This is a genomic window from Sulfurivirga sp. (assembly GCF_015490265.1).
Classification (GTDB): Bacteria; Pseudomonadota; Gammaproteobacteria; order Thiomicrospirales; family Thiomicrospiraceae; genus Sulfurivirga.
In genome coordinates this window covers 1-18250 of record NZ_WFYD01000018.1, presented here as the reverse complement: position 1 = coordinate 18250, position 18250 = coordinate 1, and the positions used below count along the sequence as shown (strand labels likewise).

Sequence of the window (18250 nt, the reverse complement as noted above, 5' to 3'; positions counted from 1 at the left end):
TCTCCAACATCCGCATTCAGGCGATCAACCTGCCGCCACTGTTCGAGAAACGCTCCAACCCCCTGCCGTGGATGAACAACTGGCTGGTGTCCGACAACGTGCAGGTGGCGCCGCAGGAATCCGAAATCGCCTCCTATCTGGTGGGCCAGGTGGACGCCGACGTCGACGTGGAAGACTTCAGCGACATCGACCTCTGACATGGCCCGCACCCAGACGTTCGAGCACGAATCCCTGCAGGATGCGGACAATCTGGCCGCCTTCCTCAAGGCCATCGCCCGTGGCATCCAGAAGGGCGAGATCACCTTTGATGACGAGGAAGATCAGATCGTGCTGCGTCCCCACCGACTGGGGCGCTTCCGCATCAAGGTGAGCAAAAGCCCCAAGAACCAGACCCTGCGCTTCAAGATCGTCTGGAGCGGCGAAGAAGACGGCGAGCTGGACGACACGCCCCTGTTCATCGACACTGACTGATGCGCCCCGACCATCCGCACGCGCCGCTGCACTTCTCCTTTCTGGCGCTGCATCGTCAGCTGGAGGCGCTGGGCGCCTGGGCGCTGCATCAGTCCGACCCCCTCGACACCCTTCGCAGCGCCAGCGCCGAGCTGGACGCCCAGCAGGTGGCCCTGTGGGACCTGCTGGCCCGCTCACAGGCCGGACAGGACTTCACCCGCAACGGCCTGATCATCCTGCAGGCCGCGTTGCGTCAGGCCGGCCGCCTGCTGCTGCAGTTCGGCGAAATGGCCCGTGAACGACGAGTGCTCAAACCGCTGCGCAAGCGCCTGCCCCAGACCTTCTCGCCCCTGCAGTATCTTTTGCGCGGTCTGGAAGAGGGATTGGATCACAGCCAGTCCGCCACCGAACTGGAAAGCCGCCTCAAACCGCTGCGCAAGGCGTTCAAGGCCCTGCACGCCGTGGTGGACAAGCGCTGCCGTTCCGGCCAGAACGCCCCTTTCCTGCTGGCGCAGTACCGGCTGCTGTGGCAGCTGGAGCGCATCGACGCCCCGCTGATTCTCGCCATCGAGGGGCTGATGACCTGGCAGCTGGGCGCGCCGCAGCGCATCGAGGCGGCCAGCCTGCTCAGCCAACTGGAGGAGGGGCTGCGGCTGACCGCCATTCCCCACACCCGTTCGGGTGCGCTGGTGCACAGCATTGAACGGGAAGGCGCCATTCTCAAGCAGGGCCGCAGCGACAAGCTGGCCGCCGAACACCGCAACCTGCAGCGCTGGCAGCGGCGCTGGCCCCTGCTGGTGCCCGACGTGCTCCATTTCGAAACCCGCAAGGATCAGGCGGCGCTGATGCTGGAGGCCGTCAGCGGCGAGACACTGGAGCACTGGCTCATCCATCCGCAGGATCATGCATTCGAACATGGACTGCAACGCCTGCTCCACACATTGAGCGAGCTGTGGCAGGAGGAACGCTGCAAACCGGTGCCGCCGGCGGACTTCACCGGCCAGCTGGAAGCACGCCTCAAACAGGTCTGGCGCGTGCACCCCGAATTCCGCACCACCACCCTGTCACTGGCCGGCGCGGAACTGCCGGGGCTGGATAAACTGCTCAAAAAAGCCCGCAAGGTGCTGCAGGCGCTGCCGGAAACCTGCGCCGTCCCGCTGCATGGGGACCTCAATCTGGACAACATCCTCTACGACCCGGAGACCGATCAGATCACCCTGGTGGACCTCAACCGCGCCGGCAGGGGCGACTACGCACAGGACCTGACCACGCTGATGGCCAGCGCCTACCGCCTGCCCAACTACCAGCGGCCGGTGCGCCAGCGCATCGCCCGGGCGCTGACGGCCATCCACCACTTTGCCCGCCAGAGAGGCCCGAAACTGAACGACACCGCCGTGGACGCCCGGCTGGCGCTGGGGTTCGCCCGCGGGCTGATCACCTCCACCCGCTTCGTCTACGAACCCTGGCACGCCCGCCGGCTGTTCGAACTGGGCCAGCTGCTGCTGGTGCAGCTCAGCCGCCTCAAGCCCGCCCAGCTGTCCCGCTACCGACTGGAGGAGAGCCTGTTCCATGAACTCCCGTGACCTGCGCATCGCCGTGGTCGGCCTGCCCGGCAAATGGTCCACCGAAACTCTGGCCGACGCCCTGGAGGCACGCACCGGCTACCGCCGCATCATCGATCCGGCCAGCCTGCACGTGGACCTCAGCAGCGGCCAGGTGCGGGCCGGTGACACCGACCTGTGCCGGCTCGACGGGCTCATCATCAAGAAGATTGGCCCCCAGTACAGCCCGCTGATGCTCGACCGGCTGGAACTGCTGCGCTTCGCCGAACAGTGCGGCGTGCGCATCTTCTCCCGTCCCACCCGCATCATGCGGCTGGTGGACCGCATCGCCGGCACCCTCACCCTGCGCCGGGGCGACATCCCCATGCCCCCCACCGTCATCACCGAAAGCGTCGACGAGGCCATGGACGCGGTCGACCGCTTCGGTCAGGCCATACTCAAGCCCCTCTACTCCACCAAGGCCAAGGGCATGGTGGTGCTCAACGCCCGCAAGCACAGCGCCAAACAGCTGCGCAGCCGCCTGAGCGCCTTCCGCGCCCGCCACGGCATGCTGTATGTGCAGAAAAAACTGCGGCTGCCCGACCGGGACATGGGGCTGATCTTCCTCAACGGCCAGTACCACGGCGCCTACGCCCGCGTGCGCGGCGACAGCTGGCACACCGCCAGCGGAAGCGGCGGCAAGTACGCCGCCGCCCACCCTGCCGATGAAGTCATCGAGATCGCCCGCCGGGCGCAGGCCCTGTTCGGGCTGGACTACACCACCGTGGACATGGCCGAAACCGACATGGGGCCGGTCTGCTTCGAAGTGAGCGCCTTCGGCGGCTTCCGCGGCGCGCAGGAAGGACTGGGACTCAACATGGCGGAAAAGCTGGCCGAACACGCCCTGACCCAACTGATGGGAGAGCCCTCGCCCGGCACCGCATGAAGACACCGCCGGAGCACCCGACCAACCCACATCAGACAGCCGGCAAGACCCTGAAACACCGGAAAACCGCGCTCAATCCCGTCAGAAGCCCCCTTTTCCCGGCCGGTCGCCGCCGCGACAAAACCGCATCCTGCAAAAACGGGGGAGACCCCATTCCACAGCACCCGCTGCGGCCAGACGCCATGGCGCCACACCTGACAAGCTGCCCCTGCGCCATACCATGGGACACCATCACGCAGAGAAACCGTGCGCGCAGGCCGCGCGCTCCCCGCATGAACCCTGCCTTCATGGGGCAAAGCGGGTAATTTTCCGGGGCGCGTGACAGCCGGTCCATCAAAATCAGGGGAGACCCCGTCAGGACAGGCGTTTTCTCCCCTTCTGCCCGCTCTGGAGCGGATTTTCCCGGGCGCGGCGGGGTGCTCTGCGACGGCAGCGCGTAAAAATGGGGGAGACCCCGTCCTGCGAGGCGTCAGAACGGCTGAGAACGCCTGTTGCCGCTTTTTTCACGCTCGCGATGGCGCGGGCGGCAAGCAATCTTGCAAAAACAGGGGAGACCCCGTCTCCGGGGACGTTTCAGCCCTGCTCGATGGCCCGCTGGTAGTCCGCCGCGGTCATCAGCGCCTCCAGCTGGGCGGCATCGGCAGGCTGAATGCGGAACAGCCAGCCTGCGTCATAGGGCTCGTCATTGATCAGTTCCGGCGCATCTTCAAGCGCCTGGTTCACCGCCACGACCTCCCCGTCCACCGGCGCGTGGATATCGGAGGCGGTCTTGACCGACTCGATCACCGCCACCGCATCGCCCTGCTGCACGGCATCGCCCACATCGGGCAGGTTCACATGCACCACGTCCCCCAGCGCCTCCTGCGCATGGTCGGTGATGCCCACCACCACCTCGCCGTTTTCATCCAGCCAGGCCCATTCGTGAGTGTCCGCGTATCTGAGGTGTTCCGGCAGATTCATGGCGCCCTCCCTGCAGGTCAAAAAGCTCATTGTGCCCCGTGCCCGGGCAAAAATAAACGCGAAAGTGTTTGACCCGCCCCCGGGCGGCTGTTAGAGTGGGTTCCGTTCTCGCCACATCGGCGGGGATTTTTGTTCAAGCTACAAGAGTATCAAAGCATGTCAAACGCAGTACAAGGAACCGTCAAGTGGTTCAATGACGAAAAGGGTTACGGATTCATCGAACAGGCCAACGGCCCGGATGTGTTCGTCCACTTCTCCGCGATCAACGGCTCTGGCCGCCGCACCCTGTTCGAGGGCCAGCAGGTGACCATGGAAGTGACGCAAGGCCAGAAAGGCCCTCAGGCAGAAAACGTCACGCCGCTGTAAGACGCGCGCAACACCGTTTTCCCGACGCCCCGCACCGCGGGGCGTTTTTCGTTCAGCCGGCCAGAAACCCGCTCGCCGCCCAACCGGCCTCATCCAGCACCACCTCGACCCGCTCACGCCCCTTCGCCGGCGCAAAGCCCAGACGCCAGGCCACCAGCTGCAATGGCACGGCATCGCCCCCGCCATAGCGGGGATCCCCCACCACCGCATGACCGGCACCGGCAAAGTGGCGGCGGATCTGATGCAGCCGCCCCGTCTCCAGCGTGATGTCCACACAGCTCCAGTCCCGACCGGCATCGTATGTCAGCGCCCGCCAGCGGGTCACCGCCGGCCTGCCGTCCAGCGGCGCATCCAACACCCCTTCGCCTGTCAGGCGACCATGCACCCAGGCCCGGTAGCCCTTGTCCACCCGCCGCTGGCGGAACTGCTCCGACAGCCACGCCGCCGCCTGCCGGTGATGCGCCAGCAGCACCAGCCCCGCAGTCTCCCGATCCAGCCGATGCACCAGCCACACCTGCCGGCCCAGCGCCTTTTCCGCCTGTCTGAGCAGGCTGAGATGGTCGCCCCACTCATTGCCCTGCGTCAGCAGCCCCGGCGGCTTGAACCACACCGACCAGCCCTTCTCCCGTCGCAGCAGGCGGGCCGGCGGCGCCGTGCGCGCCAGCAGCTCCGCATCATAGTTGAGCCACAGCCTCACGCCCGCCGGCAGCTGCCGGGTGGCCCGGCGCAGGCGCACCCGGCGTCCCTTCTCCAGCGTCCACACCGCGCCGGCGCCCATGGCCCTCTTCACCGCACTTTTCGACAGCCCCGCGGCCTCGGCCAGCGCCTCTACCGCCGTGGCGGGCCGCGTCAGCATCACATGCACCCTTTTTCTCATCTGCGTGCCGGACAACCTTCTAAAATAAACTGATTGATTCCGCCAACAGGGTACACCATGAGCGACGCGCCGAGCCAACGCTACATCAACCGCGAATACAGCCTGCTGCAGTTCAACCGCCGCGTGCTGGAGATGGCGCAGGACGAGAACACCCCTCTGCTGGAACGGCTCAGGTTCCTGTGCATCTCCTTCAGCAACATGGACGAATTCTTCGAGGTGCGTCTGGCCTCCCTCTACGAGATGCTCAACGACGGCAACGTGCGCACTCAGCCCGACGGCCTCACCCCGCGCGAGGCCATCGACATGCTCACCGACGAGGCCCACCGGCTGGTCAACGACCAGTATGACACCTTCAACCACATTCTCATTCCGGAGCTGGCGCAGGAGGGCATCCGCTTTCTGCGCCGACCCAACTGGACGGACGAAGAACGCCGCTGGGTGCGCCAGTATTTCACCGAGCGCATGCTGCCGGTGCTCAACCCCATCGGCCTCGACCCGGCCCACCCCTTCCCGCGGGTGCAGAACAAGGCGCTGCACTTCATCGTCTCGCTGGAAGGCGAGGACGCCTTCGGCCGACGCATTCCCATGGCGGTGGTGCAGGTGCCGCGCACCCTGCCACGGGTGGTCAGACTGCCCAAGGAGGTCAGCGGCGGCGACAACGACTTCGTGTTCATCTCCTCCATCCTGCACGCCAACGTGAGCATGCTCTTTCCGGGCATGACGGTGACCGGCTGCTACCAGTTCCGCGTCACCCGCAACACCAACCTGTTCATCGACGAGGAGGAGGTGGACGATCTGATGAAGGCGCTGGCGGGCGAGCTGTCCGGCCGCCAGTATGGCGACGCCATCCGGCTGGAGGTGGCCGACAACTGCCCGCCCCATCTGGTGGACTTCCTGCTGGAGCGCTTCGGCCTGACCGAGCGGGAGCTGTATCAGGTGCACGGCCCGGTCAACCTGCACCGGCTCATGTCCGTGCCGGACATGGTGGAGCGCCCCGACCTCAAGTTTCCGCCGTTCCAGCCCACCCTGCCGCTGGAAGGGGTCAAGCGGGGCAAGCGCTTCCAGCTGTTCGGTGGCAAGAAGGCGCCACGGGACATCTTCGAGTCCATCAGGCAGCGCGACATTCTGCTGCACCACCCCTATGAGGCCTTCCTGCCGGTGGTGCGTTTCGTGCGCGAGGCGGCGCGGGATCCGAAGGTGCTGGCCATCCGCATGACCCTCTACCGCACCGGCGAGGACTCCCCCATCGTGGACGCGCTGGAACAGGCCGCCCGCGCCGGCAAGGAGGTCACCGCCGTGGTGGAGCTGCGCGCCCGCTTCGACGAGGACAACAACATCCAGCAGGCCCGTCGCCTGCAGGAAGCCGGCGCCCATGTGGTCTACGGCGTGGTGGGCTACAAGACCCACGCCAAGATGATCCATGTGGTGCGGGAGGAGAACGGCCGGCTGGTGCAGTACGCCCATCTGGGCACCGGCAACTACCATCATGTCACCAGCCGCTTCTACACCGACTTCGGCCTGCTGACCGCCCACGAAGGCATCTGCCGGGACGTGGGGCGCATCTTCCTGCAGCTGACCAGCCTGGGCCGCGCCCCGGAACTGGACTATCTGCTGCAGGCGCCGTTCACCCTGCACAGCGGCCTGCTGGAGCGCATCCGGCGCGAGGCGGACAACGCCCGCGCCGGCCACCCGGCGCGCATCGTGGCCAAGATGAACGGCCTGCAGGAAAAGGCCATCATCGACGCCCTCTATGAAGCCTCGCAGGCCGGTGTGGAAATCGACCTGATCGTGCGCGGCATCTGCTGTCTGCGCCCGGGCGTTCCGGGCCTGTCGGAGAACATTCGCGTGCGCTCCATCGTCGGGCGCTTTCTGGAGCACCATCGGGTGTTCTACTTCGAGAACCACGGCGAGCGGCCCGAGCTGTTCATCTCCAGCGCCGACTGGATGCGGCGCAACCTGCTCGGCCGGGTAGAGACTGCCTGCCCCATCCTCGACCCGGACCACTTCCAGCGGGTCTACACTGAAGGGCTGGCCCTCTATCTGCGCGACAACCAGGGCGCCTGGACACTGGGGCCGGACGGCCGTTACGAACGCCTGCGCCCGGCCGAGGGCGAAGACCCCTTCAGCGCCCAGCAGTATCTCATCGACCAGTACAATACGGCGGAATCATGAGCGCACAGACGGATCAGAACCTGTTCGCCGCCATCGACCTGGGGTCCAACAGCTTCCACATCATCATCGCCCGCGAGATGGGCGGACAGATGCAGGTGGTGGACCGCCACAAGGAGATGGTGCGCATGCGCGCCGGCCTGAAGAAGGACGGCAGCCTCAGCCCCGATGCCGAGCAGCGGGCGCTGGCCTGTCTGGAACGCTTCGGCCAGCTGATCGCCCACATCCCCTCCGAAAACGTGCGCTGCGTGGGCACCAACACCCTGCGCAACATGAAAGACAGCGCCGCCTTTCTCAAAAAGGCGCGCAAGGCGCTGGGGCACGACATTCACATCATCTCCGGGCAGGAAGAGGCGCGCCTGATCTATCTGGGCGTGGCCCACGGCCTGCCCCACAGCGACGAGCAGCGGCTGGTCATCGACATCGGCGGCGGCAGCACCGAGTTCATCATCGGACGCCATTACAGCCATCAGCACCTGACCAGCACCGAAATGGGCTGCGTCAGCTTCAGCCAGCAGTTCTTCGACGACGGCCGCCTGACGGCCAGACGTTTCGAAAAGGCCACCACCCGCGCGCGTCAGATCCTGCGCCCCTACGCATGGCAGCTCAAGGCGCTGGACTGGGACGCCGCCTACGGCGCCTCCGGCACCATCAAGGCGCTGGGTACCATCAGTCAGGAAAACGGCTGGGGCGAACGCATCACGCTCGATGGCCTGCACGCCATCCGCGACGCCCTGATCGACGCAGGCACGCTGGAAAAGGTCTCCCTGCCCGGTCTCAAGGCCGAGCGCAAACCGGTCATCGCCGGCGGGCTGTCGGTGCTCATCGGCGCCTTCGAGGCGCTGGGGATCGACAGCCTGCAGGTATCCAGCCACGCCCTGCGCGAAGGACTCATCTACGACATGCTGGGCCGGCGCATCGCCGAGGACGCCCGCGAGGTGAGCCTGCGCGCCCTGCAGGAGTGGACCCGGGTGGACACCGCCCAGGCCGCCCGTGTGGCCCGCACCGCCCGACGCCTGTTCAAACAGGCACACAACGTGTGGAAGCTGCACGACCCCGACTACGACTACCGCCAGCTGCTGGACTGGGCCGCGCAGGTGCATGAGTGCGGCAAGGCCATCAGCCTGAAGAAATACCGCGCCCACAGCGCCTATCTGGTGGAGCAGTCCGAGCTGGCCGGCTTCTCCCAGCAGGAAAAGCAGATGCTGGCGGCCATGCTGTACAATCACCGGGGCAAGGTGGACATGGGCCGCTTCGACGCCCTGATGGAACCCCACAACAGACGCATTCGCAATCTGACCCTGCTGCTGCGGCTGGCCGTGCGCCTGCACCGGGGGCGGGAGCCGGAGGAGATCAGCCCGTTGCTGATTCTGCGCGACAAGAAAAGTCTGCATCTGGAGTTCGAGCAGACCGACTGGCTCGAACGCCACCCGCTCACCCGCCTGGATCTGGAAACCGAAGCGCGCCGATTTGCGGAAATCGGTTTCGAACTGACCTTCTGACCACGCCATGAAACTCTCCCTGCGCCATCTTCTCAGCCTCTCCTCCCTGATGACCTTGGCGCTGTTTCTGCTGTTGAGCCTCTATGTGGGCGGCAAGGCCGGCGAACGATATGAGGCACTCAACCAGGCGGAAGAGACGCTGATGCACCTGCAGCTGCTCACCCGGCTGGAAGAGGCGCTGGCCGCCGAACGGGGCCTGCAGGCACTCAACGCCCATGAGACCGGCCCGGAACTGCAACAGCTGCAGACCACGGCACGCCAGACCACTGACCGCTATCTCAAGACCCTCCCTTTGCTGCCACGGACAACCCTGTCACAGTCCCAGCGCGAGGGGCTCCGCCAGCTCATCGAACAGTTGCAGACCATCACCCGACTGCGCCGCCAAACGGACAGCTTTGACGACTATGCCCGCCTGATCAACACGCTCATTCTGTTGCAGAAGCAGCTCATGCTGACCCTGCCGGACCGCATCATGCAGAACCGCGCTCTCAGCATGATCGAATTGATTCAGGCACGGGAGCAGGCCGCCCTGGAACGGGGCAAGGTCATGGCCAGCCTGACCCGGCGCCGCATGTCGGCAGAGGACTATGTACGCATTGCCGGCCATATCCAGCAGAACGAACAGTTTCTGCAGAGCTTCTACCTTGCGGCCGGAAAGAGCGAAGCCGAAGCGTTGCGTCAGGCCCTGTCCCAACCTGACCTGAACGCCTTCTACGCCATGCGCCGCCAGCTGGCCAACCACTTCGCCCTGCAGCAGGTGCTCGGGCGCTTCCTGGAAGAAACCGGGTACGGCGGCTTCATCCATCACTACAAGAACTACCTGCTGCGCGGCGATGCCCGCTACATGGAACAGGCCCTGCGTCATTACAACCGGGCCATGACTCTGCTGATCACCACCCGTGAACACCTTCCACTCGGCCTTGACAGGCAGGGTGCCCTGCTCGAACTGCAGCAGGTCTTCAACCGCTATGCCCTCAACCTGATCAAAATCTCCTCGCTCCGCCGTCAGGGCCTCTCACCGGCGCAGATCGACCGACAGGTGCGCGTGGACGATACGCCCGCCCTGCAGGCCATCGCCCGGCTGCGCCAGCTACCGGACAGCATGACACCCGGACGCTGGTGGGGACTCTCCAGTCACCGCATCGACATCATGACCGTTCACATCAACCGGATCATGGGTGCCATGCAGCAACAGCTTTCCGCCGGCTACCAGGCGTTGGGTTGGGAGATCGGACGCAACTTTCTGGTGCTGGGCGTGGCGCTGGTGCTGCTGCTGGTGATCAGCGCCTACGGCGCCAGCCGAATGCATCGGCTGCGCCATCTTGTGCAGCAGCTGCTCGACATGGTGGCCAACCGCCACTATGAGCCGCTGCCCGTGCATGGACATGACGAGGTGGCCAGTCTGACCCGCACCTTCAATCAGCTGGTGGAAGAACGCAAGGAACATGAGAAGACCATCTGGCGCGAATCCAATCTGGACGCGCTGACCCAGTTGCCCAACCGTGTCTACCTGCACGCTCTGCTGGACTACGCCCTCAAGGACGCTCACCGCCTGCGGCAGAAGGTGGCCGTGCTGTTTCTTGATCTGGACGGTTTCAAGGAAGTCAACGACACCCTCGGCCACAAGGCCGGTGACCAGCTGCTGCGGATCATCGCCCAAAGGCTGCGCGAGATGGTGCGGGAGAACGACATCCTTGCCCGGCTGGGCGGGGACGAGTTCGTCCTGGTCCTGACCCACCTGCAGGATGAAGCCCCTGCTCTGCAGATCGCCCGCAAGATCATTGAAGCCGTGCGCAGACCCGTTCAGCTGGAAAACGGCGACCAGGCTCATGTGTCCGCCAGCATCGGCATCGCCTTCTACCCGGACGACGGCGAGGATGTGGAAACCCTCATCAAACATGCCGATATGGCCATGTACCACGCCAAGGACCACGGCAAAAACCGTTTCGCCCGCTTCCAGCCGAGCTGGTCGGAAAGCCTGGCATGGGAGCATCAGATCCAGACTCTGCTGGCCGAGGCCGCCGAAGCACAGGATTTCGGTCAGTTGGGCTTCTCCCTGCACTACCAACCCATCGTGAAGGTCATGGACGGACGCATCAGCCACATGGAGGTGCTGCTGCGCTGGAAGTCCGACCAGCTTGGCGAAGTGTCCCCAGCCGACTTCATTCCCGTCGCCGAACGCAGCCGACTGATCGTGCCGCTGGGCAACTGGGTGCTGCGTGAGGCGCTGGAGCAGGCCGCCCGCTGGAAGGCGCATTTCGGCCAGCCGGTGCACATGGCCATCAACATCTCGCCCGTACAGGCACAGGACGGCTTCAGCGCCCTGCGGGAACAGCTGCTGCGACTGGAGCGGGAAGGCCTCCAGACCCAGCTGATCAGCCTGGAGCTGACCGAAAGCCTGCTGCTGGAAGACGCTCCCCAGACCCGCGCCGCGCTGGAGCGGCTGCACCGGCTCGGCTATGAGCTGTTCCTGGACGACTTCGGCACCGGCTACGCCTCGCTCAGCTACCTCAAGCGCTATCCCTTCGACGCGCTCAAGATTGACCGCGCCTTCATCATCGACATGCTCGAAGACGAGCAGGACCGCGAACTGGTGGACGCCATCATCGCCATGGCCAAGGGCCTGAGGCTGGCGGTGGTGGCCGAGGGTGTGGAAACCGCCGAACAGCTCGACTACCTGCGCCAGCGCGGCTGCGACTACGTTCAGGGCTACCATCTGGCCCGCCCCATGGCGCCGAAGGAGGCCGAAACCTGGCTGGCGCGGCATCTTTCCCGCTGACGGTGGTGGCATGAAATCGCTACAATACGCCTCATGAGCCAACACGATTCCCTCGCCCACCATTTTCTCGTCGCCATGCCGTCGCTGGACGGCACCTGGTTCGAGCGCAGCGTCATCTACCTGCTGGAAGACGGGGAGGATGGCGCCATGGGGCTGGTGATCAACAAGCCGGCGCCCTACTCGGTGCGCGAGATGCTGGAAAACCTCGACATTCCCGTCCTGCACAACGACCCGAAACTGGACCTGCCCGTGCACGAGGGCGGGCCGGTGGACCCGGAACACGGCTTCGTGCTGCACCAGCCGGCCGGCCAGTGGCGCAGCAGCATGCTCATGCCCGATGACATCGCCATGACCGCCTCGCTCGACCTGCTGGAAGCCATGGGCCGCGGCCAGTTCCCGGAGCGCATGATCATGACGCTGGGCTACGCCGGCTGGGAGGCGGGCCAGCTGCAGCAGGAGCTGGCGGAAAACAGCTGGCTGACCGTCCCCTACAGCCGCACCATCCTGTTCGACCTGCCCGACGAGGACAAATGGTCCATGGCGCTGAGCCATCTGGGCGTCAGCCCCGAATTTCTCAGCCGCGAGGCAGGCCATGCCTGAGTGGCAGGGCGTCAGCCTGCCGCGCACGCCACCTGCCGGGCGCTATCTCGCCTTCGACTTCGGCACCCGCCGCATCGGCGTGGCCGTCGGCACCCGAGAACTGGGCACGGCCAGCCCCGAAGGCCTTATCCACAGCCGCGACGGCGTGCCCGACTGGTCCGCCATCCACGCGCTCATGGACACCTGGCAGCCCGCCGCACTGGTGGTGGGTCTGCCCCTGCGCCTGCACGACGGTTCCGAACAGCTGACCACGCAGCAGGCGCGCAAGTTCGGTCAGCGCCTGTCCGGTCGCACGGGCAGGCCGGTCTACTTCGTGCCCGAACAGCTCACATCGAAACAGGCCGAGGCCCGCCTTCAGGCCGCCGGCGACCGGCGCACCCCGCTGGATGCCGTGGCGGCGCAGATCATTCTGGAAACCTTCTTCTCCCTGCTGGATCACACCGATGAAACTCAACCTTGACGTCAACACGCTCATCGACACCCTGGCCGAGCGCCTGCGTGACGATCCCATCATGGGCAAGGCGCCGTGCATGGTCGGCATCCGCACCGGCGGGGTGTGGATCGCCGAGCGACTGCACGCCGCCCTCGGTCTGGAAATGCCGCTGGGCGTGCTGGACATCAGCTTCTACCGGGACGACTTTTCCCGCGTCGGCCTCAACCCCACCGTGCGCCCGTCGGACATTCCATGGGACGTGGAAGGCAGCCGCATCATTCTGGTGGATGACGTGCTCTATACCGGGCGCACCATCCGCGCCGCGCTCAACGAACTGTTCGACTACGGCCGGCCGGACGAGGTGCTGCTGACCACGCTGGTGGAGCGCCCCGGCTGCCGGGAGCTGCCCATCTGCGCCAAATACGTGGGCGCCACGGTGAACTGCGATCAGGCGGTCAAGCTCTCCGGTCCGGAGCCACTCGAACTCAACATCGTCGAACGCAAGGCGGAGGTGGCCTGACATGGCGCTGGTGGAACGGGACATTCAGCTGGACGAGCACAAGCGGCTCAAACACCTGCTCACCCTCGAAGGGCTCAAGGCGCACCACCTGACCGAAATCCTCGACCTGGCCGAAACCTTCTTCGACGCAAACGGTGAGCTGCGCAAGGTGCCGCTCCTGCGGGGCAAGACCATCATGAACGTCTTCTTCGAACCCAGCACCCGCACGCGCACCACCTTCGAGATCGCCGAAAAACGCCTGTCGGCGGACGTGGTCAACCTCAACATCGCCACCTCCGCCACCAAGAAGGGCGAGAGCCTGCAGGACACTCTGTGGAACCTGCAGGCCATGGGGGCGGACATGTTCGTCATCCGTCACGCCGACTCCGGCGCAGCCCACTTCTTCGCCCGTCAGGTGGCCGAAGGGGTGCATGTGCTCAACGCCGGCGACGGCCGCCACGCCCACCCCTCCCAGGCGCTGCTGGACATGTTCACCATCCGCAAGCACAAGGGGGACATCTACGACCTCAAGGTGGCCATCGTCGGCGACATTCTTCACTCACGCGTGGCCCGTTCGCAGATTCAGGCGCTGTCCATCCTCGGCGCGCGGGAGATCCGCGTCATCGGCCCGCGCACCCTCATGCCCAGCTGTCCCGAAGCGCTGGGTGTGCATGTCTATCACGACATGGACGCCGGGCTAGAGGACGTGGACGTGGTCATCATGCTCAGACTGCAGAACGAGCGCATGAGCGGCGCGCGCCTGCCCAGCGAGAAGGAGTTCTTCCGCCTCTACGGCCTGACGGAACAGCGGCTCGAACGCGCCAAGCCGGACGCCATCGTCATGCACCCCGGCCCCATCAACCGCGGCGTGGAGATCGACTCCGCCGTGGCCGACGGCCCCCGCTCGGTCATCCTCGATCAGGTGACCAACGGCATCGCCGTGCGCATGGCCATCATGGCCGTCATCTTCTCCAACGCCGCCCGGCACCCGCAGGAGGACGCCTCATGAAACTGCGCATCGACAATGCCCGCCTGCTCGACCCCGCCCGCCAGAGCGACCGCATCGGCAGCCTGTGCGTGCAGGGCAACCGCATCGTCGCCTGCGGCGAAGCCCCGGACGATTTCACCCCAGATGAAGTGATCGACGCCGACGGCCTGTGGCTCATCCCGGGACTGGTGGACCTGCAGGCGCGGCTGGGCGAGCCGGGCGACCGCAGCGCCGGCACCGTCGCCAGCGAGACCCGCGCCGCCGCCGCTGGCGGCATCACCACCCTGTGCGTGCCACCGGACACCGTGCCCGTGGCCGACAACCCCGCCGTGCCTGAACTGATCCGCCGCCGCGCCCGTCAGGCCGGCAACGCCTTCGTGCTGCCCATCGGCGCCCTCACCCAGGGACTGGACGGCGAGCGTCTGGCTCCGCTCAACGCCCTCAAGCAGGCCGGCTGCATCGCCGCCAGCCAGGCCAACCGCCCCATCCGCAACACCCAGACACTGCGCAACGCGCTGGAATACGCCGCCAGCCACGCCATGCCGCTGATCTTCAAACCCATGGACGCCGATCTGGCCGCCGACGGTGTGGCCCACGACGGCGCCGTGGCCAGCCGCCTCGGCCTGCCCGGCATTCCCACCAGCGCCGAGACGGCCGCGCTGGCCCAACTGCTGGTGCTGATGGAAGAGACCGGCGCGCGGGTGCACATCAGCGGCCTGACCAGCCGCCGGGCGGTGGAGATGATCGAACGCGCCCGCACCCGGGGCGTGCAGGTCAGCTGTGATGTGGCCGTGCACCACCTGCACCTGTCGGAAAACGACCTGATGGACTTCAACCCGCTGTTCCGCGTCCATCCACCGCTGCGCACGCCGGACGACCAGCAGGCGTTGAGGCAGGGCCTGAAGTTCGACCTGATCGATGCGATCACTTCCGACCACACGCCCCTCAACGCCGACGACAAGGCTCTGCCCTTTCCACAGGCCAAGCCGGGCATCAGCGGTGTGGAAACCCTGCTCAACCTCACCCTGCGGCTGGTGGAGGACGGCACGCTGACCCTGCTGCAGGCCCTGCGCAAGCTCACCGTGGCACCGGCCGAAATCCTCGGCATCGAAGCGGGCACCCTGGCCCCGGGCGGACGGGCCAGCTTCTTCCTGTTCGATCCTGACAGGCACTGGACCGTCACGCCGGAGACGATGCTCAGCGCCGGACGCAACACCCCCTTCGCCGGCTGGGAGTTCGAGGGGCAGGTGGTGGCCACCTGGTTTCAGGGAAAACCCGTCTTCAACCGTCTGAACGGCTGAAAGCGCGGTAAGACCGGTCAATTTCGGGGCAAGCGGCGGTGAGCATTGAAGCGACCGTGCAAAATCGGGGGAGACCCCGTCTTGGAGACGGCTTCTGCATGGCGGAGGTGGTGCTGAATGCGCCCATGACGCTCTCGCCCGGCCAGTGGCTCACCGCCGAGGAAGGTGACGTGGCCCTGTTCGACCAGCCCGCCCCGGATCGGCTGCGGCTGCTGATGCCGGAGACACTGCCCGACGGCCTGACGCTGCAGCTGCGCGGAACGGTGCAGCCTATACCCAGGCGGGCGGTGCTGATCGGGCAGGGCCTTCCGGGGCTGGGTGGCGTGCTGCACGCGGCCCGGGCATGGAAGGATCATGCCCGACTGCTGGCCCTGCTGGCGCTGGATGCGCTCCCTTTCGAGCCTGCGCCCAGCCGCATCTGGCTCCCGCACCTGCCGCCGGAAGCCATTGCCACCCTGCCCCTGCTGGAGGACTGGGGCGTGCCCTGCCGGCTGTGCGGCCCCTTCCCCGGCGCGACCGACCAGCCCGTTCAGGCCGTGGCCGAAGCCTTCGTGCAAGCTCAGCCCGAAGACTGGGCCGTGCTGTCATTCGGCTGATCCAGCCGTTCCACCCGTGCCCGGTTGCCCTCAAGGGCGGTCACCCGCACCCGCTGGCCCGGTTCCGGATCGGGCACCGGCTCCGCCAGCCGCCACCAGGTGCCCCGGTAATAGACCATCCACTGCCCCTCGTGCTGCTGCAGCTCGCCGATATCGCCTGCCTCATAGGTTTCCGCAGGCGGCGGCTCACTGCCGGCAAACCACGCCTGCGCCCGCTTGCGCAGGGCCCACAGCAGCAGGGTGCCCAGCACCGCCACGGCGATGAGCTGATACTCTCCCGCCGGGAAGGCGATCCACAATCCGGCCAGCCCCACCAGGATGAAGGCCACGCCGAACCAGAGAATGACGAAGGTGCCAGCCAGCAGCACTTCCAGCACGATCAATCCAAGGCCGATGACCAGCATCAGCCAGACCGACAGCACCGGCAGCCAGGCGTTCATGCGCCCTCCTTCGGCATGCTGCCCGCCTTGCCGTTCTGCTGCAGAAAGGTTTCGATCAGCGTCATGGCGCCGGCCAGCTGGGTGGCCTCGTAGGGCACCACGATCTTGTTGGAGGAGTCACTCTCCGCCAGACGGGCAAAGGCCTGAATTCGATCCTGCGCCAGCAGGAATTCCGCCGCGCGCGGGTCCTGCCGCATGGCTGAGGCGATCAGCTCCATCGCCTTGCGCTCACCCTCTGCGATCTGCTCCTGCTCATAGCGCTTGGCGTCCGCCATGCGCTCAATGGCCTCCGCCTCCTTGAAGGCCTTCTGCCGCTGACCTTCCGCTTCCGCAATGGTGGCGTTCTTCAGACCTTCCGCCTCGGTCTCGGTGGCGCGGCGCTGACGCTCCGCCTTCAGCTGCAGCTCCATGGCGTGCTTGATCTCATTGGGCACCTCGATGTCGGAGATCTCCACCCGGGTCACCTTGGCGCCCCAGTTTTCCGAGGCCGCATCCAGTGCCGACAGCAAGGCGGCGTTGAGCTGCTCACGGGATGAGAGGGTTTCATCCAGTTCCAGCTTGCCGATCTCCGCCCTCAGCGTGGTCTGGGCCAGCTGGGCGATGGCCAGCTTGAGATCGAGAATCTCATAGGTGGCCTTCTTGGCATCGATGATGCGCATGAACACCAGTCCGTTGATGGTCACTGACACATTGTCCTTGGTGATCACATCCTGCGGCGGAATGTCGATCACCTGCTCCTGGGTGTTGAACTGGGCGCGCACCCGGTCAATGAAGGGCACGATGAAGTTCAGCCCGCCGTGCAGCGTGCGATGGTAGCGGCCCAGCCGCTCGATGACCCACACTTCCGCCTGCGGCACGATCTTGACGCCGGCAAAGACGATAATGACCAGCGCGCCCAGCAGCACGATGGAAAACAGGCTGAAATCCATAGACGATCTCCTATGTGTTGAGTAAGATTGAACCTCGCAGCCTGTAATTTAGGCGATCAAGGGAGGTCATGTCATGAAAAAATCATTGCAAAAAATGCTGTTGTCATCCGCGCTGGCCATGATGCTGGCCCCGAACGCACTGGCGGAAGAAGCTCTGACGACCAGCGTGCCGCGCCTGAGCATGGAGACGGCACTCAAGATGGCGCAGGCCGCCGTCGATGCCTGCCGCAAGGAAGGCATTTCCATTTCCGTCACCGTGGTGGACCGCAGCGGCCTGCCGCAGGTACAGCTGCGCGACACCGTCGCCCCGCCGGTTTCTTGGTCCATCAGCTACAAGAAGGCCTACACCGCCGTCATGTTCAACATGAAGGGCACCGACATGGAAAGACGCATGAAGAACAGTCCGCTCAACCATCTGGGTGAGGGTCTGGCTTTCATGGGCGGCTCGGTGCCCGTCGCCGCCGGCGGACGGCTCTACGGCGCCATCGGGGTCAGCGGAGCGCCTTCCGGCGAACAGGACGAAAAATGCGCCCGAGCCGGACTGGAAGCGGTCATCGACGACCTGGAAATGATGTGACCGGCCTGCCCTAGGGCGGGATTGCCATGCCGGAACATTCGGGTATAATACGCGGCTCCACCCGGTGAGGTGACGGAGTGGTTGAACGTGCACGCCTGGAAAGCGTGTGTGGGTGAATAGCCCACCGGGGGTTCGAATCCCCCCCTCACCGCCAGATTGAAAAAAGCCGGCTCATCAGCCGGCTTTTTTGCGCCTGAACGATTCTGTCCGGCAATTTCCGGGACCGCTCTCCCTTCAGAACTCTCCTTCTCGCACAAGGAGAGGGTCATACAGGACCTTCACATTCTTTGGTTCAAC

The 18250-nt window shown here is 65.6% G+C and carries 18 protein-coding genes, 1 tRNA gene and 1 pseudogene; 16 read left to right on the top strand and 4 right to left on the bottom strand.

Going from position 1 to position 18250, the window contains the following annotated elements:
- The 4 genes and pseudogenes from F8K16_RS01370 to F8K16_RS01355 all read left to right on the top strand — a co-directional run.
- Window positions 1–197, top strand: a pseudogene (locus F8K16_RS01370) (ribonucleotide-diphosphate reductase subunit beta); the annotation flags it as partial.
- 1 nt (window position 198) lies between these two features.
- Window positions 199–471 (top strand): amphi-Trp domain-containing protein, encoded by a 273-nt coding sequence (locus F8K16_RS01365; RefSeq protein WP_294945901.1) that lies wholly within the window; start codon window positions 199–201, stop codon window positions 469–471.
- Window positions 471–2033 carry a phosphotransferase gene (locus F8K16_RS01360; RefSeq protein ID WP_294945898.1) on the top strand — a complete coding sequence of 521 codons (1563 nt, stop codon included), beginning with the start codon at window positions 471–473 and terminating at the stop codon, window positions 2031–2033. The genes F8K16_RS01365 and F8K16_RS01360 overlap by 1 nt, the downstream gene beginning before the upstream one ends.
- Entirely contained in the window at window positions 2020–2937 is a 918-nt protein-coding gene (locus F8K16_RS01355; RefSeq protein ID WP_294945895.1) for a GAK system ATP-grasp enzyme, read from the top strand. Before F8K16_RS01360 ends, F8K16_RS01355 begins: the two co-directional genes overlap by 14 nt.
- Before the next feature lie 573 nt (window positions 2938–3510).
- On the opposite strand, the gene gcvH is transcribed toward F8K16_RS01355, so the two are convergent.
- On the bottom strand, window positions 3511–3897 hold the full coding sequence (gene gcvH, locus F8K16_RS01350; protein WP_294945892.1) for a glycine cleavage system protein GcvH: 387 nt from the start codon (window positions 3895–3897) through the stop codon (window positions 3511–3513).
- Window positions 3898–4053: 156 nt separating this feature from the next.
- Here gcvH and F8K16_RS01345 point away from each other — a divergent pair, with 156 nt between their 5' ends.
- The gene (locus F8K16_RS01345) at window positions 4054–4263 is read left to right on the top strand and encodes a cold-shock protein (protein WP_294945889.1); all 210 of its coding nucleotides are present in this window, start codon (window positions 4054–4056) and stop codon (window positions 4261–4263) included.
- Between the two features lie 52 nt (window positions 4264–4315).
- Here the strand turns inward: F8K16_RS01345 and F8K16_RS01340 are convergent, their stop codons facing one another.
- Window positions 4316–5119, bottom strand: a complete 804-nt coding sequence (locus F8K16_RS01340; protein WP_294945886.1) for an RluA family pseudouridine synthase — start codon at window positions 5117–5119, stop codon at window positions 4316–4318.
- Between the two features lie 78 nt (window positions 5120–5197).
- Between F8K16_RS01340 and ppk1 the strand changes: the two genes are divergently transcribed.
- The 9 genes from ppk1 to F8K16_RS01295 are packed head-to-tail and all read left to right on the top strand — an operon-like array spanning window position 5198 to window position 16007.
- The gene (ppk1, locus tag F8K16_RS01335; RefSeq protein WP_294945883.1) at window positions 5198–7312 is read left to right on the top strand and encodes a polyphosphate kinase 1; all 2115 of its coding nucleotides are present in this window, start codon (window positions 5198–5200) and stop codon (window positions 7310–7312) included.
- On the top strand, window positions 7309–8811 hold the full coding sequence (ppx, locus tag F8K16_RS01330) for an exopolyphosphatase (RefSeq protein ID WP_294945881.1): 1503 nt from the start codon (window positions 7309–7311) through the stop codon (window positions 8809–8811). Before ppk1 ends, ppx begins: the two co-directional genes overlap by 4 nt.
- A 7-nt stretch (window positions 8812–8818) precedes the next feature.
- Window positions 8819–11590 (top strand): EAL domain-containing protein, encoded by a 2772-nt coding sequence (locus F8K16_RS01325; RefSeq protein WP_294945879.1) that lies wholly within the window; start codon window positions 8819–8821, stop codon window positions 11588–11590.
- A 33-nt stretch (window positions 11591–11623) separates the two neighbouring features.
- On the top strand, window positions 11624–12190 hold the full coding sequence (locus F8K16_RS01320) for a YqgE/AlgH family protein (protein WP_294945876.1): 567 nt from the start codon (window positions 11624–11626) through the stop codon (window positions 12188–12190).
- A complete protein-coding gene (gene ruvX, locus F8K16_RS01315; RefSeq protein ID WP_294945874.1) occupies window positions 12183–12650 on the top strand; it encodes a Holliday junction resolvase RuvX in 468 nt (155 codons plus the stop codon). Before F8K16_RS01320 ends, ruvX begins: the two co-directional genes overlap by 8 nt.
- Window positions 12634–13143, top strand: a complete 510-nt coding sequence (gene pyrR, locus F8K16_RS01310; RefSeq protein WP_294945872.1) for a bifunctional pyr operon transcriptional regulator/uracil phosphoribosyltransferase PyrR — start codon at window positions 12634–12636, stop codon at window positions 13141–13143. The genes ruvX and pyrR overlap by 17 nt, the downstream gene beginning before the upstream one ends.
- A 1-nt stretch (window position 13144) precedes the next feature.
- Entirely contained in the window at window positions 13145–14131 is a 987-nt protein-coding gene (locus tag F8K16_RS01305; RefSeq protein WP_294945870.1) for an aspartate carbamoyltransferase catalytic subunit, read from the top strand.
- Window positions 14128–15411: a dihydroorotase gene (locus F8K16_RS01300; RefSeq protein WP_294945868.1), complete on the top strand. Its 1284-nt coding sequence runs from the start codon at window positions 14128–14130 to the stop codon at window positions 15409–15411. Before F8K16_RS01305 ends, F8K16_RS01300 begins: the two co-directional genes overlap by 4 nt.
- Before the next feature lie 38 nt (window positions 15412–15449).
- Window positions 15450–16007 (top strand): hypothetical protein, encoded by a 558-nt coding sequence (locus F8K16_RS01295; protein WP_294945866.1) that lies wholly within the window; start codon window positions 15450–15452, stop codon window positions 16005–16007.
- Here F8K16_RS01295 and F8K16_RS01290 read toward each other — a convergent pair.
- Together F8K16_RS01290 and F8K16_RS01285 are read right to left on the bottom strand one after the other, a co-directional pair.
- Window positions 15971–16447, bottom strand: coding sequence for an NfeD family protein (locus F8K16_RS01290; RefSeq protein WP_294945863.1), 477 nt, complete (start codon window positions 16445–16447; stop codon window positions 15971–15973). The two genes, F8K16_RS01295 and F8K16_RS01290, sit on opposite strands and share 37 nt — an antisense overlap.
- The gene (locus F8K16_RS01285) at window positions 16444–17376 is read right to left on the bottom strand and encodes an SPFH domain-containing protein (RefSeq protein WP_294945861.1); all 933 of its coding nucleotides are present in this window, start codon (window positions 17374–17376) and stop codon (window positions 16444–16446) included. The genes F8K16_RS01290 and F8K16_RS01285 overlap by 4 nt, the downstream gene beginning before the upstream one ends.
- Before the next feature lie 94 nt (window positions 17377–17470).
- Between F8K16_RS01285 and F8K16_RS01280 the strand changes: the two genes are divergently transcribed.
- Complete coding sequence (locus F8K16_RS01280) at window positions 17471–17953, top strand: heme-binding protein (RefSeq protein WP_294945858.1); 483 nt, start codon at window positions 17471–17473, stop codon at window positions 17951–17953.
- Window positions 17954–18016: 63 nt separating this feature from the next.
- Window positions 18017–18107 (top strand) — tRNA-Ser (locus tag F8K16_RS01275).
- The last annotated feature ends 143 nt before the right edge of the window (window positions 18108–18250 follow it).